Here is a 17,839-nt window from a genome sequence, read left to right on the forward strand (position 1 = left end):
ATATAAATGCCTATTTGTAACTGTGATTATCAGAAAGAAGAAAATAGATGGATATTTATTCTTTATTAAGGAAACCAGCTTATCAATTAGCGGATATGGTTAGGGCAAAGAAAGTCAGTAGCCTTGAATTAGTAAGTGCCGCACTTGAAAAAGTTAAAGCGGAGAACCGGCAATTAAACGCAGTAATTCACCTGCGTGCGGAGTCAGCCCTAAAGGAAGCCCGGCAACTAGTTGATCATGGACAGCCGTTCCTGGGTGTTCCAATCTTGATTAAAGGGTTGGGTCAACAACTTGCTGGTGAGCCAGATACTAACGGCAATAAGCTATTTCAAAATAACGTTGCCCAAGCGACCAGTAACTTTGTTCGAGCCTTGCAACAAGCGGGGTTTATCATTATTGGTCAGACTAATTTCCCCGAGTTTGGTTGGAAAAATATTACTGACGCGAAGCTCTTTGGTCCAGCCCGGAATCCGTGGAATACTGCGGTTACCCCTGGTGGTTCTTCCGGTGGCTCAGCTGCTGCGGTGGCCGCTGGTTGGATGCCGTTAGCTGCCGGAAATGACGGTGGCGGCTCGATCCGGATTCCCTCTAGCTGGTCAGGACTAATTGGGTTGAAGCCCACTCGTGGTCGTGTACCAACTGGACCAAGTGATTGGCGATCTTGGCAGGGAGCCTCGATTAACTTTGCTCTGACACGATCAGTTGAGGATTCTGCCCAGCTACTAGATCAGTTACAAACTGTTCAGTCAGCAGCTGTTTTTCAAGTACCAAGGTTTACTCCTGGATTTAGTCACGTTTTACAGCAACCAATGAAAGATATCGAAATTGGCTATACAGTCAAATCGCCGGTTGGAACCCCCGTCAGTGACGAAGCAAAGCAAGCAGTCTTGGATGCAGTAACTTTTTTAAGTGATCAGGGATTTAAATGTACTGAATTTACCGATCCAGTTGATGGTAGAGCGCTAATGAATAGTTATTACACGATGAATGCTGGTGAAACCGCGGCAATGTTTGATGGAATTGAACGGTATCTTGGGCGGCCTGCTAAGCGAGAAGATATGGAATTATTGACCTATGCCCTATGGAAAACCGGTGTGAATGTTTCAGCGGCTCAATACAGTGAAGCATTAAGTCAATGGGATCATGCAAGCTACATTCATGATCAGTTACACGATCAGTATCCATTATTCCTTACGCCAACTAATGCTCAGCCAGCTCCCCGAGTTGATCATGACTTAATTAAGCCAACCGACCGCAAGCGGATGGAAAATATTACAGAATTCTCACCGGTAGAGCAGCGCCAATTGATTTATGATCAATGGCTTCCGGCGCTGACCTATACACCTTTTACCGAACAGGCGAATATGACTGGTGAACCAGCGATTAGTTTGCCGACCCATGTTTGTGCTAATAGAACTCCACTAGGAATCCAGTTTATTGCCCGAAAAGGGAATGAAAGCTTGCTTCTCCAAATGGCCAAGTTTTTTGAAGACCATCATCAATTTAAAATGCTTCAGCCAACCCTTTTCTCATAAAAGGTATAATGAAGTTATCTAATAAGGAAGAAGTGAGGGCAGATGGCACTATATTTTACGGACGTTTTTTCCGGAAGTGCGGATTGGATAGTAACTGATCCCCATGCTCAGGGAACAATTGTGAAGGCCTCCCAGGGAACGGGCTATGTTAATCCAAAATATGAATACCAGTATTCTTTAGCGAAAACTAACGGTCGTTTATTGGGTCTTTATCACTATGCGGGTGGCAATGACCCGGTCGCCGAGGCAACATATTTTCTCGATCATATTCGAGGGAAGGTTGGTGAAGCGGTTTTAGCAGCCGCTCTTGAGCTAGCACCGTATAACATTCGTGTCAACTCGGTTCACCCCGGAGTTGTTGAAACACCAATGATTAAGCAAAATGATAATAGTGATGAGGTTAAGGCATTCGCAAAGACAATTCCGTTGCAGCGAATCGCTAAACCAGAAGATGTTTCGCAAATGGTTGCCTTTCTCGCCTCAGATGAAGCTGATTATTCTACCGGCTCTGAGTTTATTGTTGATGGCGGGTTAACGGCAAAGTAAACAAGTTAAAATTTATCAGTTTAAAAGGAGCAGCTGACGTCTAAAATGCAAACGTTAGCTACTCCTTTAGCTTTTATGTTAATAATTATTGACCATTACCAGTGTTCGGAGCTGGTGGTGTTGGATTAGTAGATGAAGCGGAACTAGCACTGCTACTTTGCGTAGTTGAAGATGAATTACTTTCATTTCTTGAGCCGCCATTCAAAATACTTTCAATGGATCGACTTTCAGAGATTGATTCACTTCGACTATCAGAAGAAGAGTTGGAACTCGAACTAGAACCAGAACGTGATGATTCATTGTCATCATCACCACCATCCCAAGCACCATACATTAATGCCCACTTGGAATCCTTAATTACAAGTTGGCGTTTACCATTTACCCGAACAGCTTCAACAGTATCTGGCATCTTCCAGTTAGAAGCGTGATTCTGTTCGTCAAGGTACTGCATGATGCTTTTATAAAGGAGGACCGCAGTTCGTTCATATTGGGTGGAGATTGCGCCACCATTCATTGGGTGATCAAAACCAGTCCAGATTCCGATCGAGTAGTTCTTCGTGTAACCAGCCATCCAGGAATCCATTACTCCTGATTGGTTCCGGTTAGGGAAGTCGGTTGTCCCGGTCTTCCCGGCCTGGTGAACACCGCTTAAGTAAGCAGAGGTTCCAGTAGAAGCAGAATTAGTGAAGACTCCCTTTAACATATCAGTCATCATGTATGCGGTCGCCTTACTCATTGCTCGCTTACCATGAGGAGAGTAAGTCTTGGTTTTACCATCCATGGTAGTGATTGAACTAATGTAGTATGGCTTATAGTAAGTCCCACCGTTAGCAAAGGCTGCATAGGCGGCTGACATTTGAAGTGGGGAAATGTAGAGGGCAATCCCGTTTTGGAGGGTGTAAGGATCCTTTTGCGAAATTCCTAAGCCACCTAAGAAGGTTGTTGCCCGTTTAATCCCGACTTCCTGCAGTGTCCGAATAGCAGGAACGTTTCGTGATTCGACCAGTGCGGAACGCATTGTCATGTTCCCCTTGTACTTGTTATCAAAGTCGTGAAGAACTTTATTTGTTCCTGGCCAATAGAACTTCGTATCAGAAACGGTCTTGAACGTTGGCCATTGAAGATACTCAATCGCCGGACCATAATCCATCAGTGGCTTAGCGGTAGAACCAGAACTCCGGTTTTCCTGAACAGCCCGGTTAAGTCCATAGATGACGTTAGAATGACGGCCACCAAGCATGGCAATCACTTGACCATTATGTGGATCGGTAACCGCTGCCCCAGCTTGCATTTGGTCGTTTTGGAAGGAAATTTCGCTATTTGCAGCGTTGTATAACTTCTTTTGAGCACCCAGATCCATGTTGGTGTGGACCAGCAAGCCGTCAGTGTTTGGATTGTATCCTTCTGCTTGTAATTGAGCGAGAACTTCCTTGACGTACGGATCAACGATCTTTTCCTTAACGTTAGTCTCACTTGATTCAACGTCACCATGATCTGGGTCGAGGCCATCAGTAACACTTTCACTGGCAGCATTTTGAGCAGCAGACTTAGTAATGTAGCCAGCCCGAACCATCGCGTTCAAAACTTCATTCCGCCGTGCGGTTGCGTACTTAGTATTCGAAGCAAGCGGATTGTAGTTAGTTGGTGATTGAGGCATTCCGGCAAGCAAGGCTAACTGTGAAAGATCCAAATCTTTCAATTCTTTACCATAATAATACTGGGCAGCAGTCCGCATTCCGTAGACCCCATTACCCATGTAAACCTTGTTAATGTAGTACTTAAGAATTTGGTCTTTACTGAAGTGCCGTTCAACATTTAAGGCTAACCAGGCTTCTTGAGCTTTCCGCTTAAAGGTCCGGTCAGATTGAGCAGTTGAGAAGACCGACAATTTAACCAGTTGTTGGGTTAGGGTACTTCCACCTTGCATTCCATCTGAACGACCAATCACGTTATTGATTGCCGCACCGAAGATTCGCCGAACATCAACCCCATGATGCTTATAGAAACGTCGGTCTTCGATTGCGACTACCGCGTGTTTCAAAGTGTCAGGAATTTGCGAATCTTTAGCATAATCCCGTTTTTGAGCACCAAGCCGAGAAATTACCTTATTGTTGGCATCATAGATAATCGTTGTGTTCTGACTTGATAATTCCCGTTGACTGATCTTCGGGGCACTTGAAGCGTAGTAGAAAAATAGTGCACATCCAGCCACGAACAGGAGGACAATTGCCCCTGCTATCCAGAGGAGGATGCGCTTTAATAATGGCTTTTTTCCGCCATCATCATAACTACCATCAGCACGATACTGATCTTCGCGCCGTGGTTCATCGTTATTCGACATGATATTCTCCTTTTACTTTGTATTAGCAATAATTCGGTCGACTGCTTCCAAGTATGGAAGACGGGGATTAAGTCGGTAACCAATTTGATAGCCGCACTTCTCAATTGAAGCAAGCGGAATTGATTTTCGACCGCCGGATTCTTGCTGATCCCAGAATTCAAACAGGTTGGTAGCTGGTAGTAAATAAATAAGATCTAATTCGGTAAATTTAATAAATGCGAAACAGATCCCACCCTGTTTGATACATTCACGCATGTGGCGAATTTGGTGGGGATGAAAATTCTTTAACGGGAACGACCGCTTATTCCGCGTTTCTTTCGCGTCAAAGTCAATATAGTAGCCTTTGTAGACACCGTTATAGTCGGTCGTTGATGGTCGACGAAAATATGCTTCCTTAATAACGGTAGCACTCCGCTTCGGATAATCGACCTTTACTAACTGGATTGGTGTTGGCTTCTTATGAATCACAGCAATGTGGTTTGCTAAATAATACTGGTTGCTATGATTAATTTCATCTTCCAGTGACATTCCCCGTTTTGCGTAAATCGATTGATGGGGGGTCGGCAAATCTCGTTGCGGGTTATACTCCCGTTTCGGTTGCTGACCATTGGGATAGTGAATATTCACCATTGATCACTCTCCTAACTAGAAGTATTATACCAGAGATACATCAAGATGATTGATACAGAATGATTAAATTTAGAGCGTGAGCCGTGACGAATTAGCAACTGAGCACTAGAAAATCCCGGACGATGATTGTTTACAATCAAGGACGGGATAGCTAGGCGGAAGTTGCGGTCACGGCGAACGCATTTCGGCTCGGTCGCCTAGAACATTAGCTCTAGCAAGTTTCTGGCGAGCATATTTTGGCTCTGTTGCAGTAGAACTTTAGCTCGAGGAAGGTTAGGGCGAACACGTTTCGGCTATGTTGCAGTAGGAGGTTAGCTCTAGCAAGTTCCTGGCAAACAGTTCTTGACCTTGTTGCAGTAAATAAACACTTCCTCTAAAAATAACTTTACCTATATAATAGTAGAAAAAGGTGGCGATTAAATGCGACGATTATGGATCACGGGTTACCGGAGCTATGAATTAAATGTTTTCAAGGATGATGATCCAAAAGTTGCTGTAATCAAAGATGTCCTTTCTCGTGAACTAAAAGCACGACTAGAAGAGAGTGATGAAGAATTTTGGTTGATTACTGGTCCTCAGTTGGGAACTGAGCAATGGGCAATTGAAGTAGCGTTGAAACTAAGGGATGATTATCCACAGTTGAAGATTTCGATGATGCTGCCGTTTACCGAGTTTGGTCAACAATGGAATGAGAATAATCAAGCTAAATTAGCTAACCTTCAATCGGCTGTTGATTTCAGTGCGAGTGTCAGCGATCATCCATATCAGTCACCGCAACAGCTTCGTGCCTTTCAACGTTTCATGTTAACTCACACTGATGAAGCACTCTTGCTTTACGATCCAGATCATGAAGGAAAGGAAAAATATGATTATCAAGCAATTCAAAAGTATCAAGCTAATCATGATTATTCCTATCGTTTAATCGACTTTGACGAACTCCAGGAAGCAGCTATTGAATGGCAAGAGCATCAACGGGAAGCAGAAGAAGCAGATAAATTCTAGGTTTTCGTGAATATCGGGCGAAATTGCTTGAATTTGCGGGATGAGTTAGGTATGATAATTAATGTACTTTTGAAGTTTAGCAATTGAGGTGTATAAATTGGATAACATTAAATTTACTCCACAAGATATTTTGCATAAGCAATTTAAAGAACGGAACATCGGAAAGGGCTACGATGAAGCTGACGTTGATTCCTTCTTGGACGATGTTATCAAAGATTATGACACCTTTAACAAAGAAGTTGATCGTTTAAATAGTGAAAATGAACGACTTCGTGCTAAGGTTGATGAACTTAACCGTCAAGTTGAAGTTGGTTCATCAATGAATAATGGAGCTGTTTCTCAACCAGTTTCTAACGCTACTAACATGGATATCCTGAAGCGGTTATCTAATTTGGAACGGCGTGTCTTCGGTTCTCAAATGGGAGCTAACGGTCAAGAGAACGACTCACACTTACTTTAATAATTTCAGATGCAAGTCTTGGGTAATTGAGCATAACTGATGTTATGTTAGGAAGGTCCATGCTCGCACAGACTGCGATGTCTGTAGTGTTTGTGCTCGCTGAAAAAATAAGGCGGGGTACCGATTTATTCGGTAACGGCGGAAAAAACGACTACGGTTTTACTATGTCCGAGTATTCCTGAAAAGTGCCACAGTGACGATACAATAAGGGAAACTTTATTGGTGGAACGCGGTAAACCCCTCAAGCGGTAAACCCAAACTACGGTAGGGGAGCTTTGGATAACGAATTGAAGTGATTCCAGGGGAGAGCTTTATGCTCTGAGATAGATGATTACCTCGGTATAACTTTTACCTGATAGTTATACTACGACAAAACATGGCCTACAGATTCTTGCATTCAGGTAGTCCGGGTTCGCCCGGGCTTTTTTATTTTTAAATTTTTAGTAATAATAAGCATATATTTACTTTAACTAATTGTCAAAACAACAATCTCAATAAAGAAATAATATAATAGAAGTAAGGAGATGAGTTTAATGAAAACAGTAAAACTTAATAATGGTCTTGAGATGCCAATGATTGGATTTGGAACGTACCAAATCACTCCTAATACAACTTTATTAAATGTTGCTAAGGCACTCCGTTTAGGATATCGAATGATTGATACTGCGCAGTACTATGGAAATGAGGAGGGTGTTGGTGAAGCGATTAAGGAAAGTGGCCTTGATCGTGGGCAACTGTTTGTAACAACTAAGGTCCAAACGAGTGGCTATGAAGAGACTAAGAAAGGGCTAGATGGCTCATTGCTTGACTTCAATCAGGACTACTTTGATCTTGTACTAATTCATTGGCCAATGGGAAATGATTTAGAAACTTACCGAGCATTGGAAGATGCATATCAGGAAGGTAAAATCTGTGCAATTGGCTTAAGCAACTTTAATGAACTACAAGTTCAAGAGATTATTGATCATTCGTCAATTAAACCAGTTGTTGACCAAATTGAGACTCATATTCTTTGGCAACAACAGCGGATGCATGATTACTTAACTGCAAATAATATAGTTCATGAATCATATGCACCTCTGGGAGAAGGTAATCCTGGTTTCTTAGATATTCCTATTCTAAAAGAGATTGGTGATAAATATCAGAAAACACCAGCTCAAGTCACCTTACGCTATTTAATTCAATGTGGAATTGTTGTTATTCCTAAATCATTAAACACTAAGCATATGGAAGAAAATATTGATATTTTTGACTTTGAACTTAATGGTGAGGAAATGGCAAAGCTTCGTGATCTTGATGCTAAGAAGTCAATTGATGGTTGGCCAGCTACAATGCAGGAAAATAATTACTAAAAAATCTCAAAAAAATTTTCACTGATAAAGGGATAAGCGAATTTGAACTTTTTGAAGTGGGGGGGGGTAAACGAGCTTCCCTAATGAACTAATTTAGGATCTCTTAAGAACAAGGATTAGTGAGCATAAATCACTATTTTTAACTTATCACTACCAAAACAGCTTTAGCTCACTTAATGAACAACTTCTTATAAATCTGTGAATTGCTTTATCATTTTGTTACGAAAACGAGAATAATTTGTTAAAAATAGTTGAAATTTTATCACAAGTCTAATATAGTAATGATGATTCAAAGTAATTATTGGATCCAATTAGTACTTTTCTACGCTTAGTCAAGTGGGATTACCGACATTAATTGTTTTAGTGTTGGTAATCCCACTTTTCTTTAATTTAAATTTAGTAATTGAATGCGTGCAAAGTTGATCTGGAGCCACGACAAAAAAGCCCAATGTTAATGTGAAGTGCCTCATAATTGTTAGACAAAAGTTCTAACGATTGTGAGGCACTTTTTATGACTAAATACAAACCTGACTTTAAAGCTAAAATTGTCCACGAATATCTGACTACTCCACAAAGTTCTCGAGCCTTGGGGCGCAAATACAGTATCAGTAGCCGACTGATCAGGAAATGGATTCAAAGATATCGCTTAAGTGGGATAGACGCCTTGAAACGGCGTCGTCATCCACGAACCCTTACCGCAGATTTTAAGTTGAGTGTGATAGACTACTACCAAACTCATGAGGAATCGATGGTTAAAGTAGCGGCTCGATTTGACGTGCAAGCGTGCCAAATTTCACTTTGGCGGTCACAGTTCAAGCGAGATGGTATTGAAGCCTTGAAACCTCACCCGAAAGGTAGGCCGTCAAAGGTGAAACATACTAAGAAACGACTTCGTCGTCTTACTAATAAGACTGAAGTGGAACGTTTAAAAGAAGAACTTGCCAAGAAAAGCCAAGAACTCTATGACACAAAATTGGAACGTGACATCTTAAAAAAATCGTTGGCCCTGTTCGGACCCTCCAAGGCAAAGAGAAAACGCAAATAGTTGATCAGATCAGGGCAGATCAAGCATCGCTACCGAAGAAATATCGCTATAAGATTGGTGACATTCTCCATAAAATCAACCTTCCTAAGGCTACTTACCATGATGAGCGCAAGCGCATCGCTAACCATCATGATAAATATGCGAGTGTTAAGCAAGTGATTCTTAGCGTGGCTAAAGAAGGGCAAGTCCGCGGACGATGGACCTACGGTTATCGTCGCGTGAACCAAAAACTGCGGGCAATGGGCATTCATTTGGCGGACATGACGGTGAACAAGTTGATGGCGAAATTAGATGTTCAAGTGGCACTGTATAATCGCCACCGTAGTGGTAAATACTCATCTTATGAAGGTAATGTGGGCACAGTTGCGGATAATCTACTAAAACAACAATTTCAGGCCACCATTCCTTATCAAGTCCTCCACACAGATGTTTCTCAAGTTCGCTTAGCTAATCACAGTTGGGCTTATATTTCCTCAATTATCGATGAAGCCAGTAAGGAAGTTTTAGCCTTCCAATTGAGTCAACATCCTGATCGACAGTTGATTACCGCTACTCTCAACGAGCTATGTACAAAGCTGCCTGATAATGCTCAACCAATTATTCATTCTGATCAGGGGTGGCACTATCAACTGGGGTACTATACCCAAAAGTTAGCTGATAATCACTTTATTCAAAGTATGTCCCGTAAGGGAAATTGTCATGATAACGCACCAATGGAGAGTTTCTTTCACCTGTTTAAGACAGAGTTATTAGATGGTTTCCCACCATGTAAAGACTTAGCTGAATTAAAATCACTCTCAGCTCAATACATTCATTACTTTAATTACCAACGTATCTCCTTAAAAACAAAAGGTATGACTCCGGTTGAATACCGAAATCATACCTTGGTAGCTTAAATAATCAATTTTGTCTAACTTTTTTGTTGCACTTCAGTATTAATTTAACTACGGGGACTTTTTACTATTCAACGTATGGTAATAACCAAATTAATGCGGTTAAATTGGAAAAGGATCGGCTAGATCAAACTGAATTACTTCAATATCCACTTCAGAGTGAACAAGCAATTAATTTTCAAAATTAAATAACTAAGCAGGATTCCCTTCATTTAGGCTGGTGATTAGCTTCACCGAGTCAAAATGAAGGGGATTTTTTTATTCATTAATATACATAATAAATTATTATTTTTGAATAAAAATGACAAATTACTGATTTTTACTTGCTTTAAATTAATATTAAGTGTATATTTATTACCAATTTCTAAAATGGATGGAGGATATACAGATGACAAAAGAAAAAATTGTATTAGCTTATTCCGGTGGTTTAGACACTTCGGTTGCAATTGCGTGGTTAAAAAATAAAGGATATGACGTGATTGCATGTTGTATTGACGTTGGTGAAGGAAAAGATCTTGAAGCAATTAAGGAAAAAGGAAAGCAAGTTGGCGCATGGAAGTCAGTAGTAATTGATGCTAAACATGACTTTGCTGAACAATTTGTTTTGCCAGCACTTCAGGCACACGCAATGTATGAGCAAAAGTACCCACTTGTTTCTGCACTATCCCGTCCATTAATCGTTCAAAAACTGGTGGCTGTTGCCCGTGAATATGGCGCCACTGCAATTGCTCATGGCTGTACTGGTAAGGGAAACGATCAAGTTCGTTTTGAAGCCGGTATTCATGCCCTTGCTCCAGAAATGAAAATCGAAGACCCAATTCGTGATTGGCATTGGTCACGGGAAGAAGAGATTCAATACGCTAAGGATAACAATATTCCGGTTCCAATTACTAAGGCTAGCCCATATTCCATTGATGAAAATCTCTGGGGCCGGGCAAATGAATGTGGGATTCTTGAAGATCCATGGGCTGCCGCACCAGCCGATGCGTATGACCGGACAGTAGCGATTGAAGATGCTCCCGATACCCCGACAACAATCGAAATTAGTTTTGAAGAAGGGGTGCCAACAGCCATTGATGGTGAAAAACTACCACTTGATGAATTAATTATGAAATTAGATCACCTTGCTGGTAGTCATGGAATTGGTCGAATTGATCACGTTGAAAACCGGTTGGTCGGGATTAAGTCACGGGAAATCTATGAATGCCCAGCGGCGACTGTTTTACTGGCCGCTCATAAAGATCTAGAAGATTTGACCTTAGAGCGTGAACTAGCCCATTTTAAGCCGATTGTTGAACAAAAAATGAGTGAGATTATTTACAACGGTCTTTGGTACTCACCGCTAATGAAGTCGCTAGTTGCATTCATCGATCAGGCACAAGCTGTTGTCAATGGTGTTGTCCGGGTAAAGCTATTTAAGGGGAACGTAATCTGTGAAGGACGGAAGTCGCCTAACTCCCTTTACGATAAGAATTTAGCTACATATACCTCAGCGGATGAATTTGATCAGGAAGCTGCTACCGGATTTATCAAACTATGGGAACTCCCTGACAAGGTATATGCTCAAGTCCAGCAAAAAGCATTGGCAACGAAGCAAGAACAAATTAATGATAAAGGTGTGACTGCTGATGCCGATTAAGCGAATGTGGGGTGGCCGGTTTGAGGAAGCTGGCGATGACTTTATTAATAATTTTGGTGCATCAATTGGATTTGACCAGGAGATGGCCGAAGAAGATATCCATGGTTCACTAGCTCATGTAAAGATGTTAAAAGCAACTAACATTCTCTCAGAAAATGACGCTGACCAAATTATTTCTGGCTTAGAGAAACTTGAACAGAAGTTACACCAAGGTAAGTTAAAGTTTTCGGTCGACAATGAAGATATTCATATGAATATTGAAGCATTACTAACTGAAGAGATTGGCCCCGTAGCAGGAAAACTCCATACTGGACGGAGCCGAAATGATCAAGTAGCAACGGACTTACACTTATACGTTAATGAACGCTTGCCATTAGTGATTCAAGCTTTGCGTAATTTGCAGCGCGTTTTAGTTATCAAGGCCGAGAAAAATGTGGAGACAATTATGCCTGGCTATACGCACATGCAACATGCGCAGCCAATTTCTTATGGGCATTACTTGATGGCATATTTTCAAATGTTTCAGCGAGATATTGAACGGTTTGAATTTAACAAACAGCATACTAGTATTTCACCGTTAGGAGCTGCCGCTTTAGCAGGGACCACTTTTCCGATTGATCGTGAATTAAGCTCTCAATTATTGGGCTTTGACCAGCCGTATGCTAATTCATTAGATGCAGTTTCGGATCGTGACTTTGTCTTAGAATTCTTGAGTAATGCCAGTATTCTCATGATGCACTTGTCTCGCTTGTGTGAAGAGATTATTTATTGGTGTAGCTATGAATTTAACTATATTGAATTAGCGGATGAATATTCAACTGGGAGTTCAATTATGCCCCAGAAGAAGAATCCTGATATGGCTGAATTAATCCGGGGAAAGAGTGGCCGTGTTTATGGCGATTTGTTTGGCCTGTTAACAACAATGAAAAGTTTGCCGTTAGCATACAACAAGGATATGCAGGAAGATAAGGAAGGGGTATTTGATGCCGTTAAAACAATTCTTCCTTCAATTAAGATTATGACTGGAATGGTAAAAACGCTACATGTCCATAAGGCACGGATGGAACATGCAACCCATAATGATTTTTCTAACGCCACTGAGCTTGCTGACTACTTAGCAACTAAGGGAATTCCTTTCCGTCAGGCGCATGAAATTGTGGGTGAGTTAGTTCTTCAAGGATTAAAGACGGGGACTAACCTGAGTGACATTCCGTTAAATAAATACCAGGAAATTAATTCAAAAATTCAGGAAGACGTTTACGAATGCCTGAAACCAAAAGTAGCTGTGGAACGTCGGCAGTCACTTGGGGGAACGAGCTTTATCCAAGTATATGAACAAATTAAGCAGGCTAAAGAACTTCTTGCTAATCATTAGCCATTACTTGCTTAAAGGAATAAAATAGCCAAAGAATGATTTTAACGATGAGTCATCCTTTGGCTGTTTTTGTTATGATATAATGTGCTAAGGATCTACTTATATTAACTAAGAGGAGCTATTTTAATTGGTAGAAAATAACGAAGAAATTGAGCAAACATTCCAAATCAGTAGTCCAGAATCTGAGGTTGCTTTACTAGGAATTCAAGATAAGTTTGTCTCCTTATATGAACAAGGAATGAATGTTACCGTTAACCCCTTTGGCGACAATTTAAAGATCAAGGGGTTGCCTGAGGATGTTAAATTAACTGCAGATGTTTTCCATGCTTTATTGGATTTAAGCGAACAGGGGATCCACCTTCATAGTACAGATATTGTCAGTGCAATGAAGATGGCTCATCGAGGAACGCTAGATTACTTTGCCGATCTTTATAGTGAAACAATTATTCGGGATCGTCGTGGGCGTTCCATTCGGGTAAAGAATTTTGGTCAACGTCAATATGTTAATGCCATTAAGCACAACGATATTACTTTTGGGATTGGTCCAGCTGGTACCGGGAAAACATACTTAGCTGTTGCAATGGCAGTGGCTGCACTTAAGCGTGGCGAAGTTGAACGGATCATTTTGACCCGGCCAGCAGTTGAAGCGGGTGAAAGCCTTGGTTTTCTCCCAGGGGACCTTCAGGAAAAAATCGATCCATACTTGCGGCCAATTTATGATGCATTGAATGATATTTTTGGAGCGGATCATACTCAACGACTAATGGAACGGGGAGTAATTGAGATTGCGCCACTGGCTTATATGCGTGGGCGAACCTTGGATGGTGCTTTTGTTATTATTGATGAAGCGCAAAACACTACTAATGCACAAATGAAGATGTTTTTAACCCGGCTAGGATTTGGTTCAAAAATGGTAGTTAATGGTGATATTTCTCAAATTGATTTACCACATGGTACCCGGAGCGGATTAGTAAGTGCAAAACGAATTTTGAAAGATATTAAGTCAATTAAATTTGTTCAGTTTACGGCCGAAGACGTTGTTCGGCATCCCGTTGTCGCCCGAATTATCAATGCCTACGAAACCAATGCAACAAAACGGTTAGTTAAACGGGATGAGGAAAAAGAAGCGGCAGCGAAAAAGGAAGCCGAGAAAAAGGATTAACTTATGGAATTAGAAATATTTGATCATACTTCACAAAAGGTTAGTACAGCTCATATTGAATTAATTAAAAAGCTACTTGAGTTTGCGGGAAATAAGCTGGAATTAGCTGACAGCACTGAAATGTCAGTAACTTTGGTTAATAATCCTGAAATCCGAGAATTAAATTCTCAGTATCGGCATGTTGACCGGGCAACTGATGTATTGAGTTTTGCTGCTGAGGAATCTGGCGATGAAACGCCAATTATTTTGGCGCCTGAACTGGCAGCCGAATTACCGGTAAATCTTGGCGATCTCTTTATTTCAATTGATAAGGTTGCTGAACAAGCAAAGTTCCTTGGTCACTCGTTTGACCGAGAACTGGGTTTTCTTGTTGTTCATGGCTTCCTTCATTTAAATGGTTATGATCATGAGCAACCAGAGGATGAAAAGGAAATGTTTACATTACAACGGGAGATATTGGATCAGTATGGCCTCGAAAGATAGTCGGCAAACAGAAAAGAACCACCACTTGATTCAGGCGATGGGACACGCAATCGATGGTATCTTTGATGTCATTTCACAAGAGCGAAATATGCGTTATCATCTTGCGGCGGCGATAGTGGTTATTATCTTAGGCTTCCTGTTGCGGGTTGATCGGTTGGAATGGCTGTGGCTCCTTCTTGCGATCCTAGTTGTCTTTTCGGCTGAATTCTTGAATACGGTCACTGAATCAGTAACAGATTTACTTGGTGAGCATCACTACGATGTTAATGTTAAGAAAGCGAAGGATGTCGCTGCAGGTGGCGTGTTAATTACCGCAATATTTGCGGTTTTAGTGGGATTAATTATCTTTTTACCAAGGATAATAAAGTTATTAGGTTATTAGAAAGGAAGCAAAAGAATGGATAATCCAAATTATAAGTCCGGCTTTGTTGCTTTAATTGGTCGGCCCAATGTTGGTAAATCAACGTTCTTGAATTACGTGGTTGGTCAGAAAGTTGCAATTATGAGTAATGTTGCCCAAACAACCCGAAATAAGATCCAGGGAATTTATACTACTGATGATGCTCAAATAGTGTTCATTGATACTCCGGGAGTTCATAAACCACAAACAAAACTAGGTGACTTTATGGAAAAGTCTACTTTGTCAGCTCTTGATGAAGTAGATGCTGTATTGTATCTGGTTTCAGCTACTGAGGATCGTGGACCAGGAGATGATTTTATTATTAACCGGTTGAAGAATGTTAAGCAGCCAATCTTCTTGGTAATTAACAAGATTGATCAGGTTAACCCAAATAACCTACCAGAAATAACTGCGCAATATAAAGATGCATTACCATTTGCTGGAATTTACCCAATCTCAGCCCTTCAAGGAAATAATGTTAACCCACTAATTAATAAGCTAATCGAGATTCTGCCGAACGGGCCACAATATTATCCTAGTGATCAGATTAGCGATCATCCCGAACGGTTTGTAATTGCAGAGATGATTCGGGAAAAGGTCTTTGAATTAACTCGCCAGGAAGTTCCTCATTCAGTGGCAATTGATGTGACCTCTGTTAAACGGGAAGATGATGAGCACGTTCACATTTCTGCTAACATTATCGTTGAACGTCCTGGACAAAAGGGAATTATTATCGGTAAGAAGGGACAAATGCTGAAAAAGATCGGTACTAAGGCCCGACAAGATATTGAACACCTTTTAGGTGATAAAGTCTTCCTTCAATTGTGGGTAAAGGTTGTTCCCGATTGGCGAGATAAATCAGCAATGCTTAAAGATTATGGTTACCGTAATAAGGATTATTAATTGAAGGGATGAACCCCAATGAGTCGGATTACCACTGATTTTAGGGGAATAATAATGTTTCGCCGTGATTATCGTGAGCGGGATCTCCTAGTAAAAATCTTAACTGATAAGATTGGCCCGGCAATGTTCTTTGTTAAGGGGGCCAAAAAACGAGGGTTTCGAATGGCTGCAGATATTCTACCCTTTACGCATGGTGAATATATTGGTTCATTAACTGATAACGGATTGAGTTTCATTAATACCGCGAGTGATACTAGTCAGTACCGTTCCATTGCCACTGATATTAGTAAAAATGCATATGCGACATACATATTGGCGTTAGTTGATAGTGCATTTCAGGATGGTCAGGGAATTGGCGGTTGGTTTAACCAGGTTGTTGCAGCCCTTGCTTTGATTAACAACGGCCTTGATGAGCAGGTGATTGCAAATGTGATTGAAACACAATTATTAGTCCGCTTTGGAGTTGCACCAACCTGGGATCGTTGTGTTATTTGTGGTCGTGACGATCTACTATTGGATTTTTCTGAGCAGTATGGTGGAATGCTTTGTCGGAATCATTGGCATCTTGACGAACGACGGCTACATCTTGACCAGCGAACAGTTTATTATTTGCAACGCTTCTCGACGTTAAACCTTCAAAAACTCAATTCCATTAAGATTAATCCTGTGACGAAACGACGACTGCAATTCGTAATGGACTCGTTGTATGACAATGAAGTCGGCTTGAATTTGAAAAGTAAACAATTTATTCGTCAAATGGGGCAATGGGAAGAGAAATTAAAAAAATCGTGATTTAGTAATTGACATTTAGAAAATGTTTATCTATCATAAGTCACGTATAAAAATATATTTACAGCAACGACAAAGAAAAAGCTAATGACGGTTAATATTGAGCGACAGAGGGAGAGTGCAAGCCTTTGAGTTAGCCTATTAGTGGGGCACTTTAGCAGCTGTAATAACTAAGCTGTTTTGTAGTGATACAAAGAAGCAGGGTGGAACCGCGAAATTAATTCGTCCCTGTAGAAATTAGTCGCAGACTAGTTTCTACAGGGACTTTTTTGAAAGGAAGAGTCGATATGTCTGATAAGTTAAGTGTTCAAGATATTATATTTACACTTGAAAAGTACTGGGCAAAACAAGGTTGCATGTTAATGCAGGCTTATGATAATGAAAAAGGTGCCGGAACAATGAGTCCATACACCTTTTTACGGGCAATTGGTCCTGAACCATGGAATGCTGCTTACGTTGAACCATCACGACGGCCTGCTGATGGTCGTTATGGTGAAAACCCTAACCGGTTATACCAACATCACCAATTCCAAGTAATTATGAAGCCGTCTCCTGATAACATTCAGGAACTTTACTTAGGGAGCTTGCGTGAATTAGGAATCGATCCACTTGAGCACGATATTCGCTTTGTTGAAGATAACTGGGAAAATCCTTCAATGGGGTGTGCCGGTGTTGGTTGGGAAATCTGGCTTGATGGAATGGAGGTTACCCAATTTACCTATTTCCAAGTAGTTGGTGAATTGCCAATGAATCCAGTGGCGGCCGAAGTTACTTATGGTCTTGAACGGTTAGCTGAATATATTCAAAATGTTGATTCTGTTTACGACCTCGAATGGGCAGACGGGGTTCTTTATGGTGATATCTTTAAGGAACCAGAGTACGAGCATTCAAAGTATGCCTTTGAAGAAAGCAACCAGGATATGTTGCTAGCAGAGTTCAATAATTATGAGACTGAGGCAAAGCGTCTAATTAAGCTTGGTTTGGTTCATCCTGCATATGATTATGTTCTTAAATGTAGCCATACTTTTAACTTATTAGATGCTCGTGGTGCAGTTTCCGTTACGGAACGTGCTGGTTACCTTCACCGGATCCGGATTATGGCTAAGTCAATTGCCAAGGCCTTTGTTGAAGAACGACGTAAACGGGGCTTCCCACTTATCCATGATGAAAAGCTTCGGCAAAAGACCTTAGACGAGTACACAAAGAAAGCAGAAAAGGCTAAGCAACGGGCTGCAAAGCAAGCTGCTAAGAAAGCAAAGCAAGCTCAAAAGGGGGACAAGTAAC

The 17,839-nt window shown here is 41.1% G+C and carries 18 protein-coding genes and 1 other RNA gene; 17 read left to right on the plus strand and 2 right to left on the minus strand.

Features of this window, described 5'->3' with window-relative positions; translation table 11 throughout:
* The first annotated feature begins 47 nt into the window (after positions 1-47).
* Positions 48-1,535: an amidase gene (locus tag PRK60_RS03930; RefSeq protein WP_273646354.1), complete on the plus strand. Its 1,488-nt coding sequence runs from the start codon at positions 48-50 to the stop codon at positions 1,533-1,535.
* 42 nt (positions 1,536-1,577) lie between these two features.
* Positions 1,578-2,081 carry an SDR family oxidoreductase gene (locus tag PRK60_RS03935; protein WP_273646355.1) on the plus strand — a complete coding sequence of 168 codons (504 nt, stop codon included), beginning with the start codon at positions 1,578-1,580 and terminating at the stop codon, positions 2,079-2,081.
* An 85-nt stretch (positions 2,082-2,166) separates the two neighbouring features.
* Here PRK60_RS03935 and PRK60_RS03940 read toward each other — a convergent pair whose 3' ends face one another.
* A complete protein-coding gene (locus PRK60_RS03940) occupies positions 2,167-4,422 on the minus strand; it encodes a PBP1A family penicillin-binding protein (protein WP_148444585.1) in 2,256 nt (751 codons plus the stop codon).
* A gap of 12 nt (positions 4,423-4,434) precedes the next feature.
* A complete protein-coding gene (gene recU, locus PRK60_RS03945) occupies positions 4,435-5,049 on the minus strand; it encodes a Holliday junction resolvase RecU (RefSeq protein WP_273646430.1) in 615 nt (204 codons plus the stop codon).
* Between the two features lie 423 nt (positions 5,050-5,472).
* On the opposite strand from recU, the gene PRK60_RS03950 reads away from it, so the two are divergent.
* The 15 genes from PRK60_RS03950 to glyQ all read left to right on the plus strand — a co-directional run bounded on the left by PRK60_RS03950 (position 5,473) and on the right by glyQ (position 17,838).
* On the plus strand, positions 5,473-6,054 hold the full coding sequence (locus PRK60_RS03950; protein ID WP_102169270.1) for an SLOG family protein: 582 nt from the start codon (positions 5,473-5,475) through the stop codon (positions 6,052-6,054).
* 97 nt (positions 6,055-6,151) lie between these two features.
* Positions 6,152-6,514, plus strand: coding sequence for a cell division regulator GpsB (gene gpsB / locus PRK60_RS03955; RefSeq protein ID WP_180960004.1), 363 nt, complete (start codon positions 6,152-6,154; stop codon positions 6,512-6,514).
* 14 nt (positions 6,515-6,528) lie between these two features.
* Positions 6,529-6,903, plus strand: an RNA gene (rnpB, locus tag PRK60_RS03960) — RNase P RNA component class B.
* A 144-nt stretch (positions 6,904-7,047) separates the two neighbouring features.
* Positions 7,048-7,866, plus strand: a complete 819-nt coding sequence (locus PRK60_RS03965) for an aldo/keto reductase (protein WP_273646356.1) — start codon at positions 7,048-7,050, stop codon at positions 7,864-7,866.
* Between the two features lie 511 nt (positions 7,867-8,377).
* Positions 8,378-8,911 (plus strand): helix-turn-helix domain-containing protein, encoded by a 534-nt coding sequence (locus PRK60_RS03970; RefSeq protein WP_102169382.1) that lies wholly within the window; start codon positions 8,378-8,380, stop codon positions 8,909-8,911.
* Positions 8,912-8,919: 8 nt separating this feature from the next.
* Positions 8,920-9,807 carry an IS3 family transposase gene (locus tag PRK60_RS03975; RefSeq protein ID WP_260846181.1) on the plus strand — a complete coding sequence of 296 codons (888 nt, stop codon included), beginning with the start codon at positions 8,920-8,922 and terminating at the stop codon, positions 9,805-9,807.
* A gap of 26 nt (positions 9,808-9,833) precedes the next feature.
* Positions 9,834-9,992: a linear amide C-N hydrolase gene (locus tag PRK60_RS10115; protein ID WP_392391053.1), complete on the plus strand. Its 159-nt coding sequence runs from the start codon at positions 9,834-9,836 to the stop codon at positions 9,990-9,992.
* A 200-nt stretch (positions 9,993-10,192) separates the two neighbouring features.
* Positions 10,193-11,443: an argininosuccinate synthase gene (locus tag PRK60_RS03980; RefSeq protein ID WP_102168675.1), complete on the plus strand. Its 1,251-nt coding sequence runs from the start codon at positions 10,193-10,195 to the stop codon at positions 11,441-11,443.
* Positions 11,433-12,818 carry an argininosuccinate lyase gene (argH, locus tag PRK60_RS03985; protein WP_216972224.1) on the plus strand — a complete coding sequence of 462 codons (1,386 nt, stop codon included), beginning with the start codon at positions 11,433-11,435 and terminating at the stop codon, positions 12,816-12,818. Before PRK60_RS03980 ends, argH begins: the two co-directional genes overlap by 11 nt.
* 127 nt (positions 12,819-12,945) lie before the next feature.
* A complete protein-coding gene (locus PRK60_RS03990) occupies positions 12,946-13,980 on the plus strand; it encodes a PhoH family protein (RefSeq protein WP_273646357.1) in 1,035 nt (344 codons plus the stop codon).
* Between the two features lie 3 nt (positions 13,981-13,983).
* On the plus strand, positions 13,984-14,463 hold the full coding sequence (gene ybeY, locus PRK60_RS03995; protein WP_102168672.1) for an rRNA maturation RNase YbeY: 480 nt from the start codon (positions 13,984-13,986) through the stop codon (positions 14,461-14,463).
* The gene (locus PRK60_RS04000) at positions 14,447-14,845 is read left to right on the plus strand and encodes a diacylglycerol kinase family protein (protein WP_191912797.1); all 399 of its coding nucleotides are present in this window, start codon (positions 14,447-14,449) and stop codon (positions 14,843-14,845) included. Before ybeY ends, PRK60_RS04000 begins: the two co-directional genes overlap by 17 nt.
* 15 nt (positions 14,846-14,860) lie before the next feature.
* Positions 14,861-15,766, plus strand: a complete 906-nt coding sequence (gene era, locus PRK60_RS04005; RefSeq protein ID WP_102168670.1) for a GTPase Era — start codon at positions 14,861-14,863, stop codon at positions 15,764-15,766.
* Positions 15,767-15,784: 18 nt separating this feature from the next.
* Positions 15,785-16,558 carry a DNA repair protein RecO gene (recO, locus tag PRK60_RS04010; RefSeq protein WP_102168669.1) on the plus strand — a complete coding sequence of 258 codons (774 nt, stop codon included), beginning with the start codon at positions 15,785-15,787 and terminating at the stop codon, positions 16,556-16,558.
* Between the two features lie 284 nt (positions 16,559-16,842).
* Positions 16,843-17,838, plus strand: a complete 996-nt coding sequence (gene glyQ, locus PRK60_RS04015) for a glycine--tRNA ligase subunit alpha (protein ID WP_102168668.1) — start codon at positions 16,843-16,845, stop codon at positions 17,836-17,838.
* Position 17,839 lies beyond the last annotated feature (1 nt).

Source organism: Limosilactobacillus portuensis (assembly GCF_028607025.1).
Lineage (GTDB): Bacteria > Bacillota > Bacilli > Lactobacillales > Lactobacillaceae > Limosilactobacillus > Limosilactobacillus portuensis.